The sequence below is a fragment of the Desulfosalsimonas propionicica genome (genome assembly GCF_013761005.1).
In the GTDB taxonomy this organism is placed as follows: domain Bacteria; phylum Desulfobacterota; class Desulfobacteria; order Desulfobacterales; family Desulfosalsimonadaceae; genus Desulfosalsimonas; species Desulfosalsimonas propionicica.
Genome location: NZ_JACDUS010000012.1, coordinates 98,085 through 116,848, shown reverse-complemented (window position 1 = coordinate 116,848; position 18,764 = coordinate 98,085). Strand labels below are relative to the sequence as shown.

The following is an 18,764-nucleotide window of genomic DNA, read 5'->3' as shown; positions in this document are numbered from 1 at the left end:
TTGAAGGTGTAGTGCCGAATATGCTTGGATTTATATTTTGTACTATAGCATACTAATATAATAAAATCAAATATTTATTTTTATTCAGGAGTCCCTACATATGAACAAGTGGTCACCCTAATTTTTTTATCCATCCCAACATCTTTTCACACTAAAAAAATATTGTAAGGGGGGAATCTTATGGTCGCAAAGAGAGAATACGGTGCCGAACAACCATTCAGCGCAGGTCCATTAATGCTTCGGCTGCCATTTGTTCATTACAGACTTGAGTATCAAGATTTTATTCAAGGCATGATTCTTTGTTGTGTACCATTAGGTATTACTGCAGCTATGACCAAAGTACTTGGCATACCAATCGAGATTGCTGTATTGATGGTCGTTATCAATAACTTTTTGTACCTGCTGCATACAACTTTTGGAGATCCTTCCGTTTGTGGATGGATTACGGCAGGGATTCCACTATACATATCCTATCTGGTCGGATACGCTGAGGGGCCTGAAAGGATTAAAGCTTTGATTGCATTACAAATTTTGGTCGGCTTTATTTTTGTTTTCCTGGGTCTTTCCGGAATCGTTAAAAAAGTCATTACGCACTTTCCAATTTCAATGCGGGCCGGAATCATTCTCGGGGCCGGCTTGTCTGCCCTGAATAGAATTTTTGATCCCAAACAACCCTACGTCAGTAAAATGCCTATTTCTTTTGGCATTGCCGCTTTTCTTAGCTTCATTATTCTTTTTTCAAGGCGGGGGATGGAGTATAGGGAAAAACACGGCTGGCTGAAATGGGTGGCGAGTTATGGGATTGCCCCCGGATTTGTTGCCGGGTATGTAGCAGGGCTCATTACCGGAGAGATCGCTCCGCCCACTGGTGTATTTGACCAACTCCTGATTTCTATGCCAGCAGGTGAAATGCTTCAAAATTTCAGTATCGTCGGCTTGGGCTTTCCATCCGCGGCAATGTGGATTTCCGCAATTTCTTTGGGAATCGTCGCCTATGTACTTGCTTTTGGAGATATTATCGTTCTTGAGTCTCTCATAGCAGAAGCCGATGCGGCCCGCAAGGATGAAAAAATCCCCTACCGTTCTGTTCGCAATCACGTGATAACAGGTATCCGCAATATCGGAGAAGGCGCCTTCACCCCCTTTCTACCCCTGTGCGGTCCGCAGTGGACAGCCGGGCAAGCCGTGGTTTTAAACAGGTATAAATTTTCCACGCCGGAAGAAGAGCCTTCCTACTGGGGTGGGGCCACGTCCTTTTTCTGGGGAATGAGCATAGCCATGCTCTTTCACCCCATTGTTCAAATTATTATGCCTGCAATTAGTATTGGTTTTGGATTAACGCTGCTTATTCAAGGCTACCTTTGCAGCTATATCGCGCTAGCCATGTGTAAAACAAACCTGCAAAGAGGTATTGCAGGAATAATGGCTGCATCTCTGATTACTTCGAATTATATCGAGTTATGGAACAGTCCCTTTTGGTCTGGTCCGACGGTTGCCCTAATACTAGGCACCATTCTTTTCTTCAGCCTCGAATATTATCCAGAAAAAAATAACAAAGAACAAGAAGGTTAAAATGATAGAGCTTATGGGTAAAACGGCTAACGCCCTTCCTGGGGGACACTATTAAAAAAGGCAAAAATGAAAAAATGACAAAAAAGGTCGCGAAACAAAAGTTTAAATTATTGCTTAAAGTGTGTATCCCGTTCACTTTAGCCGGAATGGCCGTTGTCCTGGGAGGAATTTACCTGCTGAAATATTTTTTTGAGGAGAGTGAACACCTTTTTGTTATTCTTTTATTATGGCTTGCTTTGTTTTGGTTTATTTATCAACCCATGTTCCGGAGACAAATGCATAAAGCCTTGCAAAAAATGTAACAAGCAAATCACGAATAAAATTCGTTTAGCTAAGGAGGTTCGAAATGAATCGCAAAGAACGGTTTATGCGTCAATTGGAAGGTAAAAGCGTTGACATGACCCCTGTGGGCTCTACAACAACATACGGCGTGGTTGATATAATGAAAAAATGCGGGGCTGAACGTCCCCTGGCAGATACCGATCCCCAAGCCATGGCCACTTTGGCCCTTGGCGGAGTGGAATATGCCGGTTTCGAGTGGGTCAAAGCCATGGGATGGGATATAACGCCTCTGAGCGAAGCCTTCGGCTGCGAGCTGGGAGAGGCGAAAATCGACAGACAGCACTCCATTGCCTCTCATCCTTTTGCGGAAAGCATAGAGGATTTGGAAAAACCAAAAGACCTTTTGCAACGAGGAAGATTCCCCGCCTATAAAGAACAATTCAAAATCCTGAAAGATAAAGTCGATGATGAAATGGTCATTTTCGGGGAAAGCGAAGGGCCCTTTACCTGCGGAGCGAATCTTGTCGGTACAGAATCTTTTATGAAATGGACATTTAAAAAACCCAACCAGGTGGATCAGGTCCTGAGTGTTGTCAAAGAGGGCATGATTGAAGTCATTAATTTTGCCTTTGATCATGGCGCGGATTACTATGTCATTGCTGAGCCCACTTCCGGTCCGGCTCTGATGAGCCCGAAATCCTGGAAAAAACATGTTCAACCCGTAATCACCGAAATAGTTCAAAAAATTAAAGGTCCTTTGGTTCTTCACATCTGCGGAAACACAGATTCTATTATCGAAATGATGTGCGAGACAGGCGTTGCCGGCATCAGCATCGAAGAAAAAGTCGACTTGAAACGAACAGTGGGAATTGCGGAGAAGATGGGCGTCAAAGTATTTGGCAATGTGGGCACAGCTCAAACCTTGTATAGCGGAACACCCGAACAAGCCTATCAAGAATCAATTGCTGCGCTTGACAATGGAACCCATTTTCTTTGCGCTGCCTGCGGTATAGCGCCCTTATCGCCGCTTGAAAACGTGCAGCAGCTGCGTAAGGCCAGAGATGATTATTTTAAAAAGGGATAAAGCAACTAAATCCACAGCCGAGAGAGGTTGAGCCGATGGAAATAAAAAATATCAACATTAAAAATATTCTATACACAACAGACCTTTCGGATACTGCATTGAAAGCCTTTAGCTATGCGGCGAGTCTTTCCTGCGCATATGGAGCGAAGCTAACCATTTTGCACGTTATCGAAGGAAGTTTTTCACCGGAAGAGATGCTTTCCGAATTGCTTACTGAAGAGCAATGGAAAAATTTCAAAGAACGCAATATTGACCAGGCAAAAGAATCGCTATCCGGAAAAAGCAAAGCTCATCTTTTAATGCATGAAGGGATATGCCAATTTACAGAAAATGTTCAGGCCAACGAGGAAACCAAGCCCTTTACCACCGATGAGGTTTTGGTTTTGTACGGGGATGAACCCGTCAGTAAAATTATTGAAACATCAAAAGAGCGTAACAGTGACCTTATCGTTATGGGGACCCACGGTCGCAAGGGACTGTTTGGGGACATTGGTTCAACAACGCGTGCTGTCTTACGGAAATCAAAAATACCTGTATTGGCAGTTCGACTCGATGAATAAGTCATAAACATATCGATATCTTTATGACTTATAATATATAATATTTCACAGATTTATACAGTTCGTTATAGGAGGTGTTATGCTTTTGTATGAAAATGAGCCTAAAGTATACCAGGTCGGAGACGTCAAGTTTGGCGGTCAGCCTGGAGATTACCCATGCGTTGTCTGTAATTCGATTTTTCAGAAAGGGGATCGGGTGTTTGAAGGCAAGCGCAAGGAAGGATTTAATGAAAAAAGGGCTGAAGAAGTTCTTAAAAAACAAGATCAGCTCTGGCAGGATACCGGCATTCCCGGTATGGCCGATATTGTGGCCAATACGGGGAAAGAATTTAAAACATACATCGACTTTGTCACATCAGTAAGCGATATGCCTTTTTGCATAGACGCCTGGGTATTGAAGCCAAAACTCGAAGCGGCTGCCTATTGCGCAGAAAAAGGCCTTTTAGACAGAATGTTTTATAACAGTCTGACGGTGTGGGAAAAAGAAATAGAGACAGAAATCCGGGAGATCGCCAACCTTGGGATCAAGCATGTGCTGCTTGTGGCCTTTGATCAGGAAGACCAAATGCCCACCGGAAGGCTCACCGGGCTACAAAAGCTAATGGACACCATAGAAAAAGTTGGCGCAAACTTTGAAACCATTATTGTGGATACGGCGACCATGAACGCACCTGCCACGGCCATGTGCAGCGAAGCGAACCGAATGATAAAGGAAAAATTTGGATTTGCGACATCCAGTGCGCCGAGCAACGGATCTTACATGTGGCAAGAGGCGAAAGACAAATGGGGTTTTAAGGGATGGGCCGCAGCTGATGCTGCACTTGAAGCTCTTGCTGCTTTTAATCACCATGACATTATTTTTTCCGGACCCATGGGTGGCGCTGACCGGGTGATGCCCGCTGTAGCAATGGCCGAGGCCTTCCTGGCCACATCCTTGTTTTCCGGTTATAAGCGATTGCCGAAAGATGCCAACCACCCGCTTTTTAAGTTGTTCCCTGATTTTGTGGATCAATTAAAGGCATTGTAGTTTATTCATATTAATAAGGAGTTGATCATGGCAGAATTAACATCAAAGGAACGAGTTCTAAAATTGTTTCGCAAAGAGGCTGTCGATACCATGCCTTTTTTTAGCGGAATGAGCATGCTTCCCATCCAGGTTATTGATGAAATGGGAATTCGATTCGCCCAAATCCATACTTCAGCCGAATACATGGCGGAATCCGCTTTGAAATCAGCACGGATGTTTGGCTTTGATTCCACGGTGATTCCATACGACATGTGTACTATCCCAGAGGCCTTGGGAAGAGGTATCAATCTTTATGACAAATCAGAGGGCATCTTATTTCCAACAGTGCCGACAAAATGGCAGACCTTGGCCGAGGTGGAGATTCCGTCCGATTTTATGGAACAAGGACGGATGCCGATGATAGACCAAGCCTATAAAAAGCTGATTGACGAAAGCAAAAATGGTGAATTTGCTGTGGGCGCTTGGTTGCTTGGTCCTTTTACCATGGCCGGCCAGGTGATTGAGCTTGATCTTCTGCTCAAAGGGGCCAAAAAGTACAAGGAACAAGTAGATGAGTTTCTACGAAAAATGACAGATGTGGTAATTGCGGCCGGACAGCATTATCAGAGTTTGGGCGTTGATTTTATCAATATTCGGGAAATGGGCTCCGGCACAGATATATTGTCGCCCCGTATGTGGAAAACCCTTATACAACCCAATTTGATTAAAGTTTTCAATGCGTTGAATTCGCCAAAAGTTTTACATATTTGCGGCAGCACGGATATGATTATTGAAATGATGAACGAATGTGGAGCAGATGCATTAAGTGTTGACCAAAAAAATAACGTTGTTGAATCACGAAAGAAATTGGGCAACGAAACCCTTATTTTCGGCAATTTTGATCCATTTGGAACATTGGTTACAAATCAAGACCCTGCTTTTGTTGAGACCACGGTTAAACAATGCATAGATGACGGAGTGGATGCTGTATGGCCCGGGTGTGATTTGTGGCCAGATATGCCAAAAGAAAACGTTGAAGCACTGGTGCAAAGTGTCAAAAAATACGGAATCAAACCTTCACCGGCTGTTGGCCGTTTAGGTTAATCTAATTTACGGAGGTATAACTTATGACAACAAAAGAAGAATTGCTTGAGAAAATGCACACTGCAGTTGTGGAATATGAAGAAGATGAAGCTAGAGATTTGGCCCAGGAATACCTGGATGCTGGTCATGATCCCCTGGAAGGAATTATGAACGGATTGGCCAAAGGCATGGAGGAAGTCGGGCAACTTTTTGAGAATAATGAATATTTTGTTCCCGAGGTTCTTATGTGTGCTGATGCCCTGTATGCAGGCCTGGGCGTACTTAGGCCTCATGTCCCTGTGGCTGAAAATGAGCGCGGAAAAGGCCAGGTTGTTATAGGAACCATTGAAGGCGATGTCCACGATATTGGCAAAAATATTGTTAAAATGATGTTTGATGTAGCAGGTTGGACTGTTCATGATTTGGGAAAAGATGTGCCTCTTGAAAAATTTGTTGAAGAGCAGCTGAAAACAGAGTCTGAAGTGGTGGCCCTATCGGCCATGATGACGACAACCATGCTTGGCATGCAAAAAGTTATTAAAATGATTAAGGAAAAAAATCCAAACGTACAGATTTTGCTTGGCGGGGCTCCCGTAACCCAGGATGTAGCCGGCAACTACGGTGCCGATGGCTATGCCGACAATGCCAGTAATGCCGTAACGGAAGCCATCAACATGGTCAGCAAATTGCGGGAAATTGAAAGTGACAGGAAAAAGTAATTTTATATGGGTTTTGAAAGGGTCAACTTATATATAACGTTTGATCATAAAAGAAGGGGTCCTGTAGAGGACTCTTTCTTTTTATCCTGTTGCAAAGGAGATAAAGATGCAAGACGATAAAGCAACTGTCATATTCCAACCATCTGGACGCCGAGGCGAAGTTCCCAAGGACATCACGTTAATAGAAGCTTCCCGTTTGCTTGGGGTGGATATTGAATCGTTATGCGGGGAAAAAAAAGTCTGCGGCAAATGCATTGTTCGTATTGAAGATGGTTTTTATGCCAAATACAACATAGAATCCAGTCCCAATCATTTGAGCGAGTGGCAGGAAGAAGAGGCCAAATTTATCAATGCGGAAAATCGAAAAAAAGGATACCGACTGGGTTGTTGTGCCAAAGTAGAAGGGGATGTTTTGGTTTTTGTCCCTGAAGAATCCAGGGCTGGCAAACAGGTTGTGAGCAAGGCCGCCAGGGACATCAATATTTTTCATGACCCCGCAGTTTGTGTTTATTACATAGAGCTGAAAAAGCCATCCTTTGATGAACCCACTGGAGACTTTGAACGACTTTGTGAAGGTTTGGCAAGGGAATACAGCCTGACCAACCTCCGCATTGATATCCAGGCATTGCGTGCTTTACCCGGAGCCTTACGGGACGGAGACTGGAAGGTGACAGTCAGCGTGTGGAACCAAACGGAAATCATCCGGGTTCGCCCTGGCAAAACAGAGGATTATTTCGGCATTGCCATTGATATCGGTACAACTACCGTGGCCGGTTATATGTGCAATTTACGAACTATGGAAGTCGTGGATACGGTGTCTATGATGAATCCGCAGTGTAAATACGGTGAAGATGTCATGGCCCGCATCACCTATCATATGACGACGCCAGACGGTCTGAAACGAATGAGTGAAGATATCATTGAAGGCCTGAATACACTTATCAGTAAGGCGGTAGAGGCCACCCATCCGCCCAAGAAAAAAGTGAAGAAAAAAAACAATGACGATGATAGCGAACTTACTGAGTGGACAGAAAAACATGAAGAAGGCAAAACATACTACAGACTGAGCCTTGATGATATTGAGGATGTGACAATCGGTTGCAATACAGCTATGCACCATATTCTGCTTCAGCTGGATCCTCAGTTTGTCAGTCTTGCCCCGTTCCCACCGGTTAACCACTGTTCACTCGATATTCGGGCCAGGGACCTGGGGCTGCAAATCAACCCTTCAGCTAACATTTTTGTTTTGCCAAATGAGGCCGGCTTTGTAGGTGCGGACAATGTTGGCGTTCTGATAGCTGAAGAGCCTTATAAAACAACTGATTACCAGCTAATCATTGACATTGGAACCAACGGGGAACTCGTATTGGGAAACCGGGATAAACTCATTTCTTCGTCTTGCGCCACTGGACCTGCCCTGGAGGGTGCACAGCTCTCTTTCGGAATGCGGGCGGCCCCGGGCGCCATTGAAAGAATCAAAATAGATCCGGAAACCCATGAAGTGGATTACAAAGTCATCGGACGTGAAGCCTGGCTCAAATTTTCTGCTCCTGAAGAAATGAAAACCAAGGGAATCTGCGGTTCAGGTATTCTGGATGTTCTGGCCGAGCTGTACGTGGCCGGAGTGATCGATAAAAGTGGTGTATTTAGCGAGAACCAAAAATCTAATCGGTGCCGAATCAATCCCGATAGCAACCAACCAGAATTTGTCCTGGCCTGGGCAAATGAAACAAGCATTAAGCGGGATGTGGTCATCAATCAAAAAGATCTGCGTCAAATTCAGTTAGCTAAGGGGGCGCTGTATGCGGGTTGCAAGCTTATGATGCGGCGTATGGGCTTGGATAAAATAGACAAAGTTAAAATAGCCGGGGCTTTCGGAACCCATGTAAACAAACAAAAAGCATTGATTATGGGACTTTTCCCGGATTGTGAAGTGGAAAAGATCCTTGGGGTGGGCAATGCTGCGGGCGATGGCTGCAGAGCGGCTCTTCTGGACCGACGAAAGAGGATTGAAGCCAATTGGGTTTCCAGAAATGTTGAATATATTGAACTGACTGTGGAGGAAGATTTTGAGAAGCAGTTCATGCAGGCGATGCAGATTCCGCACATGAAAGATGAGTTTCCCCATCTGGAGGAAATTGTTCCACCTGAGATCCTGCATCAGAAAGTTAAGAAAAAAAGGCGAACAAAAAATTGAACACCATGGGAACCAACCATAATGCTCCGGGAAAGCATGTCCGGGTTATTGTTCAGCCCGGAGATTGCGGGCTTGAAACCATTCTGACCCTGGTCGGTCAGTCCCCCCGCATGGTTGGCTTGAAAAGCGTTGACAGTGAATGTAAGCGGGTCCATCGTTTACCAACGCTTTTAGAGTCCATTGATCTTGAGCATATTTTTTACCCAATAAGCAAAAATCCTGTTTATATGGCCGCTGAAAAAGCACGACTTCATCCTTCATGTGCGGTCCCGGCCGCTTTGTTGAAAGGAATGGAGATCTCGCTGGATTTGGCTGTACCCAAAAACACATCGGCTATCTATGAGATATTATGATTATTAAAACATCAGCTTTAAAAAATAAGAGTGTGCCCTTTAAAACCGGCAAGGGCCTCTCCCGTGAGCTATTGAATAAAATCCAAATCACCGGTGGAATGCATGGATGGGACAGTATCGTTCCCTGCCCAACCGAAAACATTGTCACCAGACATTGGGTACAATTGAAATGCAGATATGGATGCAAAAATTACAATACAAACTGGTGCTGCCCGCCTGCCAGCATCGACACCGAGAAGGCTCGGGAAATTTTGAATGAATATGAAACAGCCATTATGTTAGTTGGCTCCCAGCAATGCTCATCTTTTTATAACAAAAAAAATCGCAAACGACTATCACAAGTGCGATATTGGAAAGAAACCGTAAGTGTTGAACGATTCCTCTTCTTAGAGGGATATTACAAGGCATTCAGTCTGGTTAGCGGCCCGTGCGCTCTTTGCAAAAATTGCGGCTATCCGGACTATTGTTATTTCCCCCAGGAAAGGAGGCCATCCATGGAATCCTTTTCCATCGATGTCATCGCCACTACAGAAAAACTGGAGATAGCTGCTCCGACTGTCGCCAACACCATTAAAGATACATACCATCATTATGCCATTATTCTCGTTGAATAGGCTATCATAAAGGATCGTGGACACGATGCATTTGCGGAAAATTTATACAGGAACCCATTACGTTATTTCTGGATAGCTGAAAACCCCAAAGGTAGGAGGTTGTTTCAAAAAAACCAAAGTTTCTAAAATATATAACATCTGATATTTAAAACTTTATAATATTTGTTGACAATACAAATCTAAGCTGCTATTTAGAAATGAAAGCTAAACAGGATATTCGACAGTATGCGCATGGCACTAACCTTTAAAAAAAACAGATAAACTAAATTCGGGATCTTTTATGGCTATGGAGTTTAATTTTCAAAACGTGAAACAAAGTAGGATTTCAAGTAATATTGCCGATCAGATACAGAAGGCAATTCTCAACGGAGATCTTAAGGAGGGGGAGCGCCTACCCTCAGAAAATGATCTCATCACGCATTTTGGTGTGAGCAAATCTTCATTGCGAGAAGCGTTTAGGACTTTAGAGGCTTATGGCTTATTAGAGATCAAGCAGGGTGTAAACGGCGGTGCTTTTGTGAAAAAGGTGGATATAGAAGTTGTAAAGAAAGGGCTTGAAAACTATTTGTTTTTTATAAACCCCACGCATGAAGACTATGCCCAGTTCCGCATTTTCAATGAAACACAAATTGTAAAAGTTGCCGCCAGTAAAATTACAGACAAAGATATTGAAGAACTAAAAGAAAATATTCGTGAGATGGAGCAGGAACCTGACGGGGAAAGGTTCTATAGCGATCTCGACGTGGCCTTTCACAAAAAAATTGCTGAAATTGGTGGGAATCCAATTGTCGCGGTGGTTGTTGAAAGCGTCCAGTCCGCTCTGATCCGATTGAAAAGAATAATTGAAACAGACAGGGAGTTTTTGGACATCGTCTGTCGGGGACACTGGGAAATCCTTGAGGCCCTTGAAGCCCGGGACCCGGAAAAAGCCAGTTATTTTATGCTGAAGCACATTAACGAAGTGGAAGAGGGTTTACGAAAATGTCAAAACCGTTCTTCTTCCAAGCAAAAAGAATTATTTAAGAAAAAGAATTATGAAGTCGCCTGAAATTTTAAAGTCGAGTGAAAAGCTTTTCCACGTTTTTTCAAGGGCCTCGCTATCGCTTTCAGGTTCCATACAGGGAAAAATTTTTGGGCTATGAAAAAACAACGTTTACAAAGATAAAGTCCATTAAAGTTTATAGACATACTTCGCACAAAGGATACGGCGAAGGCTTATTTACCTCAGAATTGGTGGATGATAGGCGCTAACAACAATAATTGTTTAGTTTATTAGGAGGTAAACAATGACAAAAACACCACAAAACGGAAACGTGGACCCAAAAATCACTAAAGCTTTGCAGGAGATCGTTGGCGAGACAAATGCAACCGATAAAATTCATATCCGGTATGCTTACTCTTACGATCTGTCATTTGTAGAGCGTAAAAGTCCGGACTATGTGGCAATGCCCACCACGGTTGAGCAGATTCAGAAAATTATGAAATTTGCTAACCAAGAAAAAATTCCTGTCATTCCTTATACAGCAGGAACCAATATCGGAGGTCTCTGCATCCCCGAAGATGGTGGGATATTGTTGGATCTTAAACAAATGAACAAAATCCTAACCATTAATGATCAACTTCATTATGCTGTTATTGAACCAGGCGTTTCACATGCACAATTTGCCCATTCGCTAGCCAAATATGGATTTCGATGGAGTTGGCCGGTCGGCCCCCCTTCAGCCTCGGTTTCTTCTAATGCTCTCTGTCATGGCATCGGGGGTATGAGCGGACGCTATGGTTTGAATAGTGAAGAAATCACAAGTATGGAAGTTGTGCTGCCCACCGGAGAGCTTGTAAGGGTGGGGTCTTGTGCTATTCAGGAAGATTCATGGCACAGTTGCCTGCCGTTGCCAAGAATGGATGGCCTTTTTACAGGTTGGCTCGGTACGACGGGCGTTGTAACAAAGATTGGCTTGAGAGTACATCCCATGCCACCATATCTAAAAGTTTTTACAACATCTGCAGAAAACCTGGGAGATATGGCCTCCTATTGCCGGACAATCGGAAATTATGAAATATGTGACGATATAACAACTGTTTCATGGTGGTTGTCACAGGTACCTATCCCGTATCCTTATAAGCCAAAACCTGAAGATGCACCAGAATGGGTTTCTTTTGCAACTACTTTTTCCTGGACAGAAAAGGAAAGAGATGCCCGGGAAGAAATTTGGCAAATGGCTATGGAGGAAGAAAAAAAGAAAGGAACCACAGTCAAAGAAGCTGTGTACCCTGAGGAAGCCTTGAAGGCCAGAACTCAGCTTCCGAGCCGGATTGTCGGCTCTACAAAAAACTATACGAAACAAGCCGGCGGGGGTATTTCCTGGCCTGGAACCTTTACGCCTCTGGATAAGTGGGAACCCGTTTATAACGAGTGGAAAAAAATCCTTACCAACAGAAATTTGTCCCCTTCCGTTCGTGCAACCAACTATCGTGGTGTGCATTACGGGATGCTGCGCGCTATGATTCCATTTCCCAAGAAAGATCCTGACGCTGTCGAAAATGCACGGCAGGGAATTGTTGAATGTCTGCAGGTCGTTCTAGATAATGGAGGGATTCCTTATAAACCACCCGTTGATTTCGGAGTAGAAATAAATAAACGAGCCCATCCGGGATACCTATCGCTTATGAAGCAGATAAAAAATATGCTTGATCCTAATGATATTATGAATCGCGGGAAATTGGGGGTATAGCTAATTCATTTGTCAGTGTGGCCCATTCAAATACAATTTTAGGAGGTTATTATGAAATGGAATATTCCTTCGCTGGAAGAGTTAGAAGACAAAATATGGAGATGCACTGCATGCGGAAACTGTAAAGTAGCCTACGATTTTGGCCCTCCGCCCTTTTTTGGACAGATCTGCCCAGCAGGGGTAGAATTTGGTTTTGAAGGCAATATTGCATCCAAAGGGAAGGTGGCCTTTGCCAGGGGAATTATAAACGGTGATCTGGAATGGAACGAAGACCTCCTGAATGACGTATACAAGTGTACAGTGTGCGCCGGTTGTCAGGAACAATGTGAACTGGATCATAAACCTTTCATTCCAGAAATCATTGAATCCATGAGGCGCAAAGCTGTGGACGAAGGGGTGGGCCCAATGCCTGCTCAAAAGGTAATTGCCAAGTCCATGAGGAGTTTTGACAATCCTTATCAGGGACCGCGCAGAATGAGAACTGACTGGACAAGGCCGTTTAAGAAGGCAAAAGCTCCCATTAAAGACATAATGAAGGAGGATGCGCCTATTCTTTATTATGTCGGATGTACAGGAGCACTTAATGTTCCTGTCAGAAATCTTCCGGTTGCAACAGCTTCCATTTTTCAGAAGCTTGGCCTGGATTTTGGAATTCTGGGAGAAAATGAGGTATGTTGTGGATCGACAGCAATGCGGATAGGCGATCATGAAGAATTTAAAAGGGTCGCGGAGCACAATTTGCGCCTATTCAAGGATCTTCATGACAATCATGGGGTTAATACCATCGTTACTTCATGTGCAGGCTGCTATCGAGCCATAAAAAAGGACTATAAACTTTCTGAAGAATATGATGAGTTAATGGATGGCATCCAGGTAATTCATACAGTAGAATTACTTTATAATTTCTTCAAAGAAGGAAAAATGAAGTTTACTAAAGAATTGCCCTGGAAAGTCACTTACCATGATCCCTGCCATACCGGAAGACATCTTTCTGAATTTGAGATCGACGAGGATGGATCAGAAGCATGGCAGGGGGCCTACCTTCGAAAAAAAGATGATAACTGCCTTTTCGATATACCGCGTGAAATGCTGCAGTCCATCCCTGATATTGACTTCAGAGAGATGGAACGGATACGCAACAATTCATACTGCTGCGGTGGCGGTGGCGGTGTTATGACAGGTTATCCTGACTGGGCAGCCAAAAATGCAAGTCTTCGCATAGAAGAGGGCGAAAGCACAGGAGCTGAGCAAATGGTGTCTATCTGTCCTTTCTGTCACTATAATTTAAATCAGGGAGCAAAAAGAGTCAAAAGCCCAATGCGGCTTTACGACTTGGTAGAGCTTTTGGATATGGCTCTATAACATTAAATAAAGTGCCGTTTATCAATAAAGCAGAAACAAGGGATGAATCTTTCCATGCCGGGTTCCGTGGATCAACAGATATATTTTTTTGGATGTCCTTTTGATTGCGACGAGCAGTATGATTCCATACAGGAAAAATGCAATGGGATGGGAGCGTTGCAAAAAAATCCTGATCCACTCGACGGCGTGCTGGAAATTTTGCGAAACAAGGAATATCAGTTTGATTTCCGCGAGGCTGGCAAAATTGAAGTGCCGTCCTGGTTGTTACCCAATCCTGCAGCAGAGGATCGTTCAAGTCTAACAACAAAAAACTTTACCGCCTTTATTGATAAGGGTGGTTGCCTGGAAATGGCACAAAAGGTTAGATCGTTTGTAACAGGTGAGATTCTTCCCTCCTCCGGTATACCTTGCTTGGTAGGCATTGACCATTCACTAACAGGGGGTGCTTACAAAGCCGTCTCGGATTACTACGGGAAGGAAAATGTTTCGCTTTTGGTCATTGACACGCATACCGATGCCATCCCCATGTCTGCACATGCAGATGCAATACAGTACGATATTGATATAAACCCTTCATCTGTATATGATCCAAAGGACCCTTATCTTTACGATCGACCGGATTCCTACAATGCCAGTTCCTTCCTTTATCATATGCTGCAAAGTGACGATGTCATTCCCCAAAACCTTTTTATTATGGGCGTTTCAGATTATCCCGAGAAAAAAACATTTCGCATAAAAGACGATAGAATCCAAAGATATACATCTGCATTTAGCTCATTAAAACGAAAAGGATGTAAAATCGTAACCAAAAAAGATTGTCAGTTCGGATTTAATAAACTCAAAACGATAATCAGTAACATTTCAACGGCTTATGTATATATTTCTGTTGACATGGATATTGGCGCCGCCAATGCTGTAAATGGGGTTAGATTTCTTAACTGGAAGGGATTAGATGAGCGAATGATATTTCAGCTTATCAATGAAATCTGTGAAGTTTTCAACCGAAATGTAAAACTGGCTGGCATGGATATTGTCGAGATAAACCCGAGAAAAGCTGGTGAACAATCTCATAACGGTAAAGATAAAACATATGAAATTGCTGCAGAGATAATCAAAAAAATCGGAACTAAGCAACGCATCAAAAATAAACAATAAGATTTAACGGTTATTGAGAATGCAATATCTAATCCAGATTTAAGACCAATTTTTATAATAATGACCTGAAGAATAATAAAAGAAATCAAATATTCTTCCCAAAAAGAAAGGAAAGACCAAAATGGCAGTAACAAAACTGAAGAATTACATTGACGGAGAATGGGTTGAATCTGAATCTACTGAAATCGGAAACATTACGTGTTCAGCTACCGGCGAAATGATAGCAGAGGTACCTTATTCGACAGCGAAAGAGGTAGACCAAGCTGTTAATGCCGCCCAGGAAGCGTTTGAGGCCTGGAGAACGACTCCTCCCCTGGCCCGCGCCAGATATTTTTTCCGGCTAAAAGATGCCTTTGAAGAAAATTTTGAGGATATTTCAAAAACTCTCACCACCGAGCTGGGTAAAGCGATAGACGAAGCCCGTGGCGAAGTCCGCAGGATGATAGAAAATGTAGAGCACTGCACCGGAGTCACCACTATGCAGTGCGGGTACACAATTGAGGATATTGCAAGGGGAATCGACTGCGCCGGCCACAGACAGCCTTTGGGAGTTTTCGCGTGTATTCCCCCATACAATTTTCCTGCTATGGTCCCCTGGTGGTTTCTTCCCTATGCAGTCGTCACAGGCAACACTTATCTTGTGAAGCCTTCAGAGCAAGTTCCCATGACTCAGACGAAAATTTTTGAAGTAATAGATGATGTTGGTTTTCCCAATGGGGTCATCAATATGGTTCACGGGTCAAAGGATGTCGTAAATGGCATACTAGACAATCCGAATATTCAGGGTGTATCGTTTGTGGGGTCTACCCCAACTGCAAAATACATCTACAAAAGATGTGGAGAAACAGGAAAGCGTGTACAGTCCCTGGGGGGGGCTAAAAATATCGTTGCTGTTATGCCAGACGCAAATCTGGAAGCCAGTATGCCCTCATTGATTACTTCCTTTTTTGGATGTGCGGGACAGAGATGCCTTTCCGGCTCTATCCTGGTGCCAGTTGGGGATAACGCCGATGATTTTATAAATAAATATGTCGAGCGGGTGAAAGCCATGAAAATAGGAGACCCATTAAATGAAGATGTTGATATGGGTCCTGTGGTGAGTGAAGAGCACAAGAAAAAAGTTCTTGGGTATATCGAAAAGGGAATAGAAGAAGGCGCCGAACTCATCCTTGATGGCAGAAACTGCCAGGTTGAGGGATATCCTGATGGATATTATGTAGGCCCGACAATATTTGATCATGTTACCCCGGATATGACCATCGCGAAAGATGAGATATTCGGTCCTGTTGTAAGCATTGTGCGTGTAAAAACCCTTGATGAGGCGATTGAATTGGCCAATTCACGTGGTTTCGCCAATGCGGCTTGCATTTATACCCAAGACGGCGGTGCCGTGCGAAAATTTAAATATAATGTCAAGCCAAGTATGATCGGTATTAATATAGGCATTGCCGCCCCAATGAGCTTTTTCCCGTTTGGCGGTGCCGGGGAATCATTCTTTGGTGATATCAAGGGGCACGGCCAGGAAATTTTTCAATTTTTCACTGACACCAAAGTACTTATTGAACGCTGGTTTTGATTAAAATAGAAATGTTTTTTTGAAGGGGCATTAATCCAAACAAAACCATTTAATTAGATATTTGCTTTTGTGGGATTTTTGCCCTGCTTGCTTGCCTTTATGGTGCGGGGAAGGCTTGAAATATAAACTCGCATAAAAATTAAATGATTTTTCCGAGAATGAAATACAACAAAAGCGATTGGCATTTAACTGCGCTTAAAACAAACCTTATTGTGAGGACAACAACATGCCATTGAAGGGTTTTGGAGTCATTTTAACGTTCGCCGAAACGATTGAAACAGAAAATAAGGACTTTTACCTCCAGGGGACATCGCAATTACCGGAGGGTGAAGTGAAATCCTTTCTTTACGAATTGATAAAGGAAAAAGAAAAGCAAATTAAACAGGTCCAGAGGGTGCGCAGGGAAAATGTCGCAGAAATGATTCTGGAGCCGGTAGAGGGTTTTACCCGGGATCGCTTTCTCGTTAATCTAAGTGGTGTAAATGCTGCAGACCCTGGTGCAGTTGTCGAAACTGCACGTAAAATTGAGGAACGCAACCTTAATTACTACAGGGAAGCGGCAAAGAAGATGAAATCTCACCCTGAAGTGGCATCAGCCTTACAGCAGCTTGAAAAAAAACAAAAGAAGCTCTTAAGCAAGATGGACAGTCTATAAGTTGGATTTCCGATAATTAAATTGACTTTCTTCAATAAAACTCATTAAACAGGCGAGGAAAGAAAATGAATATCCGAATTGACGCTTTAAAATGTATCAATTGCATGGCATGTGAAATGGCATGCAGTTTTCACAGAGATGATGGATTCGCTTTTCTATCTTCCTCAATTATGGCCTACCGAGCGCGTGAAAAAAAGGATTACTTTGGTGTTCTTCTTAAGGAAGAAGAAAATTTGATTACAGCGCGTCCAGAAGGCATTGACATTAGCCGAATAGGTGAAGAGGCCGATCCTGATAAAGAAGCAGATGCGTCAGCAAAACCAATACTTCTTAGGGAAGGTTGTGATCTATGTGAAGAGATGGAGGATTATGGCCCTCTGTGCGTAGTAATCTGTCCCGTGGATGCGATTACTTGTGAAGAATAAAAAGATAGAAGGAGCGTGCCATGGAATACTTATCAACCGATAAAATTTTAATTGTTGATTTGGCGACATCAGAATCCGAGGAAGAAGAAGTGGAAGAAAGCCTGGTATCGAGCAAAATCGGTGGGGCAGGCATCACCAAATACCTTTATGAAAAATATCAGGACGATGATCCCATTGTAATTGGTACTGGCCTGCTCACCGGGACAACCTATCCCGCTTCCGCAACGAGTGTCATGACCGCAAAGAGCCCTGTTACCGGGAAAATCTGTCACTGCCCTGTTATTTTTAAGGTCGGTGTTGAAATCAAGTACTCCGGATATGATTACATTGTAGTGAAAGGCGCCGCGAACTCCCCGGTTTATCTGTGGATACATGATGGGGTGGCGGATATCATGGATGCAAGCAATATTTGGGGAAAGGATGTCTGGGAATCGACAGACTACCTTAGGGGCTTTGCCGGTGATGATCTTCTACAAACTATGCTGATCGGCAAGGCAGGTGAAAACCAATTAGACCAGGCTCAAGTCTGCTTTAATCATTGGAGCAGCCCGGATCGATTTGGGATAGGAAAAATTTTTGGAAGCAAAAATTTGAAAGGATTTGCTTTCAGGGGAATGGGTCTTTTAGACGCTGCAGATCCTGAGAGTTTTCTTTCCCGCTCCCTTGAAATTCTGAAAGACATTAAGAAAAACGATTTCATCAGCAAAAAGGGTATTGGCGAATTGGGGGATGCTATTGGAAACCATGACCTCTCCGAGTGGCTGGCCCCTATTGTGCATAGGCACAGTGCCGATTATTTTACGCCCTATGCAACCATTACCGGCTTGTTTATGGACGAAGACCCCAACCTTGTTGAAGAAACAAAGGTTCAAGAACCCGGTGTACTTGTCACAGATATTAACGCCCTGAACAGTTGTAAAAATTTGGGTTTGTCTGCGGAAAATGCTGGCCGATTTCTGAAAGCATGCGCCAAATACGGCATTGATCCACTGGCTGTTACAACGCTTTCCGGCAAAAGTTCATTGGATGAACTCCAGGGAGCTTTTGATGGGTTGACAGGCACCCTCGAATATGAGGGCAAAGCCGTATTTAGCCCTTGGGCACCCCTTAAACCGATCTTCAACGACTTTGGCCTCTCTGACGATCGCGATGAAGTGATATCTTGGTGGGAAAGAAGACAGGCGATTGCCCTTATCTTCGGCATTCACCCTTTGTTTATCCTTATGTCCCCTGAAATCACAGAAGAAAATCTTTTGGAGCTGGCCAATATTGGCACTGATCTTGATATTGGCTTAGAGGCATTAAACGAAGTCGTTAGCTATGTTAGCGAACCGGCTTAACCTGGATTCAATCGACTTTGATCCAAATAAATATTAGTGAACGAAAACA

17 protein-coding genes are annotated in these 18,764 nt (G+C 43.5%); all 17 read left to right on the top strand.

Going from position 1 to position 18,764, the window contains the following annotated elements; genetic code table 11:
* The first annotated feature begins 180 nt into the window (after positions 1–180).
* A complete protein-coding gene (locus HNR65_RS15480; protein WP_181552432.1) occupies positions 181–1,572 on the top strand; it encodes a permease family protein in 1,392 nt (463 codons plus the stop codon).
* Positions 1,573–1,918: 346 nt separating this feature from the next.
* Positions 1,919–2,938 carry an MtaA/CmuA family methyltransferase gene (locus tag HNR65_RS15475; RefSeq protein WP_181552431.1) on the top strand — a complete coding sequence of 340 codons (1,020 nt, stop codon included), beginning with the start codon at positions 1,919–1,921 and terminating at the stop codon, positions 2,936–2,938.
* A gap of 35 nt (positions 2,939–2,973) precedes the next feature.
* On the top strand, positions 2,974–3,498 hold the full coding sequence (locus tag HNR65_RS15470; protein WP_181552430.1) for a universal stress protein: 525 nt from the start codon (positions 2,974–2,976) through the stop codon (positions 3,496–3,498).
* Positions 3,499–3,577: 79 nt separating this feature from the next.
* Positions 3,578–4,525 (top strand): pterin-binding domain-containing protein, encoded by a 948-nt coding sequence (locus HNR65_RS15465; RefSeq protein ID WP_181552429.1) that lies wholly within the window; start codon positions 3,578–3,580, stop codon positions 4,523–4,525.
* 27 nt (positions 4,526–4,552) lie between these two features.
* Complete coding sequence (locus HNR65_RS15460) at positions 4,553–5,608, top strand: uroporphyrinogen decarboxylase family protein (protein WP_181552428.1); 1,056 nt, start codon at positions 4,553–4,555, stop codon at positions 5,606–5,608.
* A 23-nt stretch (positions 5,609–5,631) separates the two neighbouring features.
* Positions 5,632–6,306, top strand: a complete 675-nt coding sequence (locus tag HNR65_RS15455; RefSeq protein ID WP_181552427.1) for a cobalamin B12-binding domain-containing protein — start codon at positions 5,632–5,634, stop codon at positions 6,304–6,306.
* Between the two features lie 106 nt (positions 6,307–6,412).
* A complete protein-coding gene (locus tag HNR65_RS15450; protein WP_181552426.1) occupies positions 6,413–8,503 on the top strand; it encodes an ASKHA domain-containing protein in 2,091 nt (696 codons plus the stop codon).
* A 5-nt stretch (positions 8,504–8,508) separates the two neighbouring features.
* The gene (locus tag HNR65_RS15445; protein ID WP_435051293.1) at positions 8,509–8,856 is read left to right on the top strand and encodes a DUF6951 family protein; all 348 of its coding nucleotides are present in this window, start codon (positions 8,509–8,511) and stop codon (positions 8,854–8,856) included.
* Positions 8,853–9,470: a DUF2284 domain-containing protein gene (locus tag HNR65_RS15440; protein ID WP_181552424.1), complete on the top strand. Its 618-nt coding sequence runs from the start codon at positions 8,853–8,855 to the stop codon at positions 9,468–9,470. Before HNR65_RS15445 ends, HNR65_RS15440 begins: the two co-directional genes overlap by 4 nt.
* Before the next feature lie 280 nt (positions 9,471–9,750).
* Positions 9,751–10,518, top strand: coding sequence for a FadR/GntR family transcriptional regulator (locus HNR65_RS15435; RefSeq protein ID WP_181552423.1), 768 nt, complete (start codon positions 9,751–9,753; stop codon positions 10,516–10,518).
* Positions 10,519–10,756: 238 nt separating this feature from the next.
* Positions 10,757–12,202: an FAD-binding oxidoreductase gene (locus tag HNR65_RS15430; RefSeq protein ID WP_181552422.1), complete on the top strand. Its 1,446-nt coding sequence runs from the start codon at positions 10,757–10,759 to the stop codon at positions 12,200–12,202.
* Between the two features lie 51 nt (positions 12,203–12,253).
* Positions 12,254–13,564 carry a (Fe-S)-binding protein gene (locus tag HNR65_RS15425; RefSeq protein ID WP_181552421.1) on the top strand — a complete coding sequence of 437 codons (1,311 nt, stop codon included), beginning with the start codon at positions 12,254–12,256 and terminating at the stop codon, positions 13,562–13,564.
* 42 nt (positions 13,565–13,606) lie between these two features.
* Complete coding sequence (locus HNR65_RS15420) at positions 13,607–14,719, top strand: arginase family protein (protein WP_181552420.1); 1,113 nt, start codon at positions 13,607–13,609, stop codon at positions 14,717–14,719.
* Positions 14,720–14,840: 121 nt separating this feature from the next.
* Positions 14,841–16,295, top strand: coding sequence for a CoA-acylating methylmalonate-semialdehyde dehydrogenase (locus tag HNR65_RS15415; protein ID WP_181552419.1), 1,455 nt, complete (start codon positions 14,841–14,843; stop codon positions 16,293–16,295).
* Positions 16,296–16,521: 226 nt separating this feature from the next.
* Positions 16,522–16,950: a ferritin family protein gene (locus tag HNR65_RS15410; protein ID WP_181552418.1), complete on the top strand. Its 429-nt coding sequence runs from the start codon at positions 16,522–16,524 to the stop codon at positions 16,948–16,950.
* A gap of 65 nt (positions 16,951–17,015) precedes the next feature.
* The gene (locus HNR65_RS15405) at positions 17,016–17,375 is read left to right on the top strand and encodes a 4Fe-4S dicluster domain-containing protein (RefSeq protein ID WP_181552417.1); all 360 of its coding nucleotides are present in this window, start codon (positions 17,016–17,018) and stop codon (positions 17,373–17,375) included.
* A gap of 20 nt (positions 17,376–17,395) precedes the next feature.
* The gene (locus HNR65_RS15400) at positions 17,396–18,715 is read left to right on the top strand and encodes an aldehyde ferredoxin oxidoreductase N-terminal domain-containing protein (RefSeq protein WP_181552416.1); all 1,320 of its coding nucleotides are present in this window, start codon (positions 17,396–17,398) and stop codon (positions 18,713–18,715) included.
* Positions 18,716–18,764: the final 49 nt, after the last annotated feature.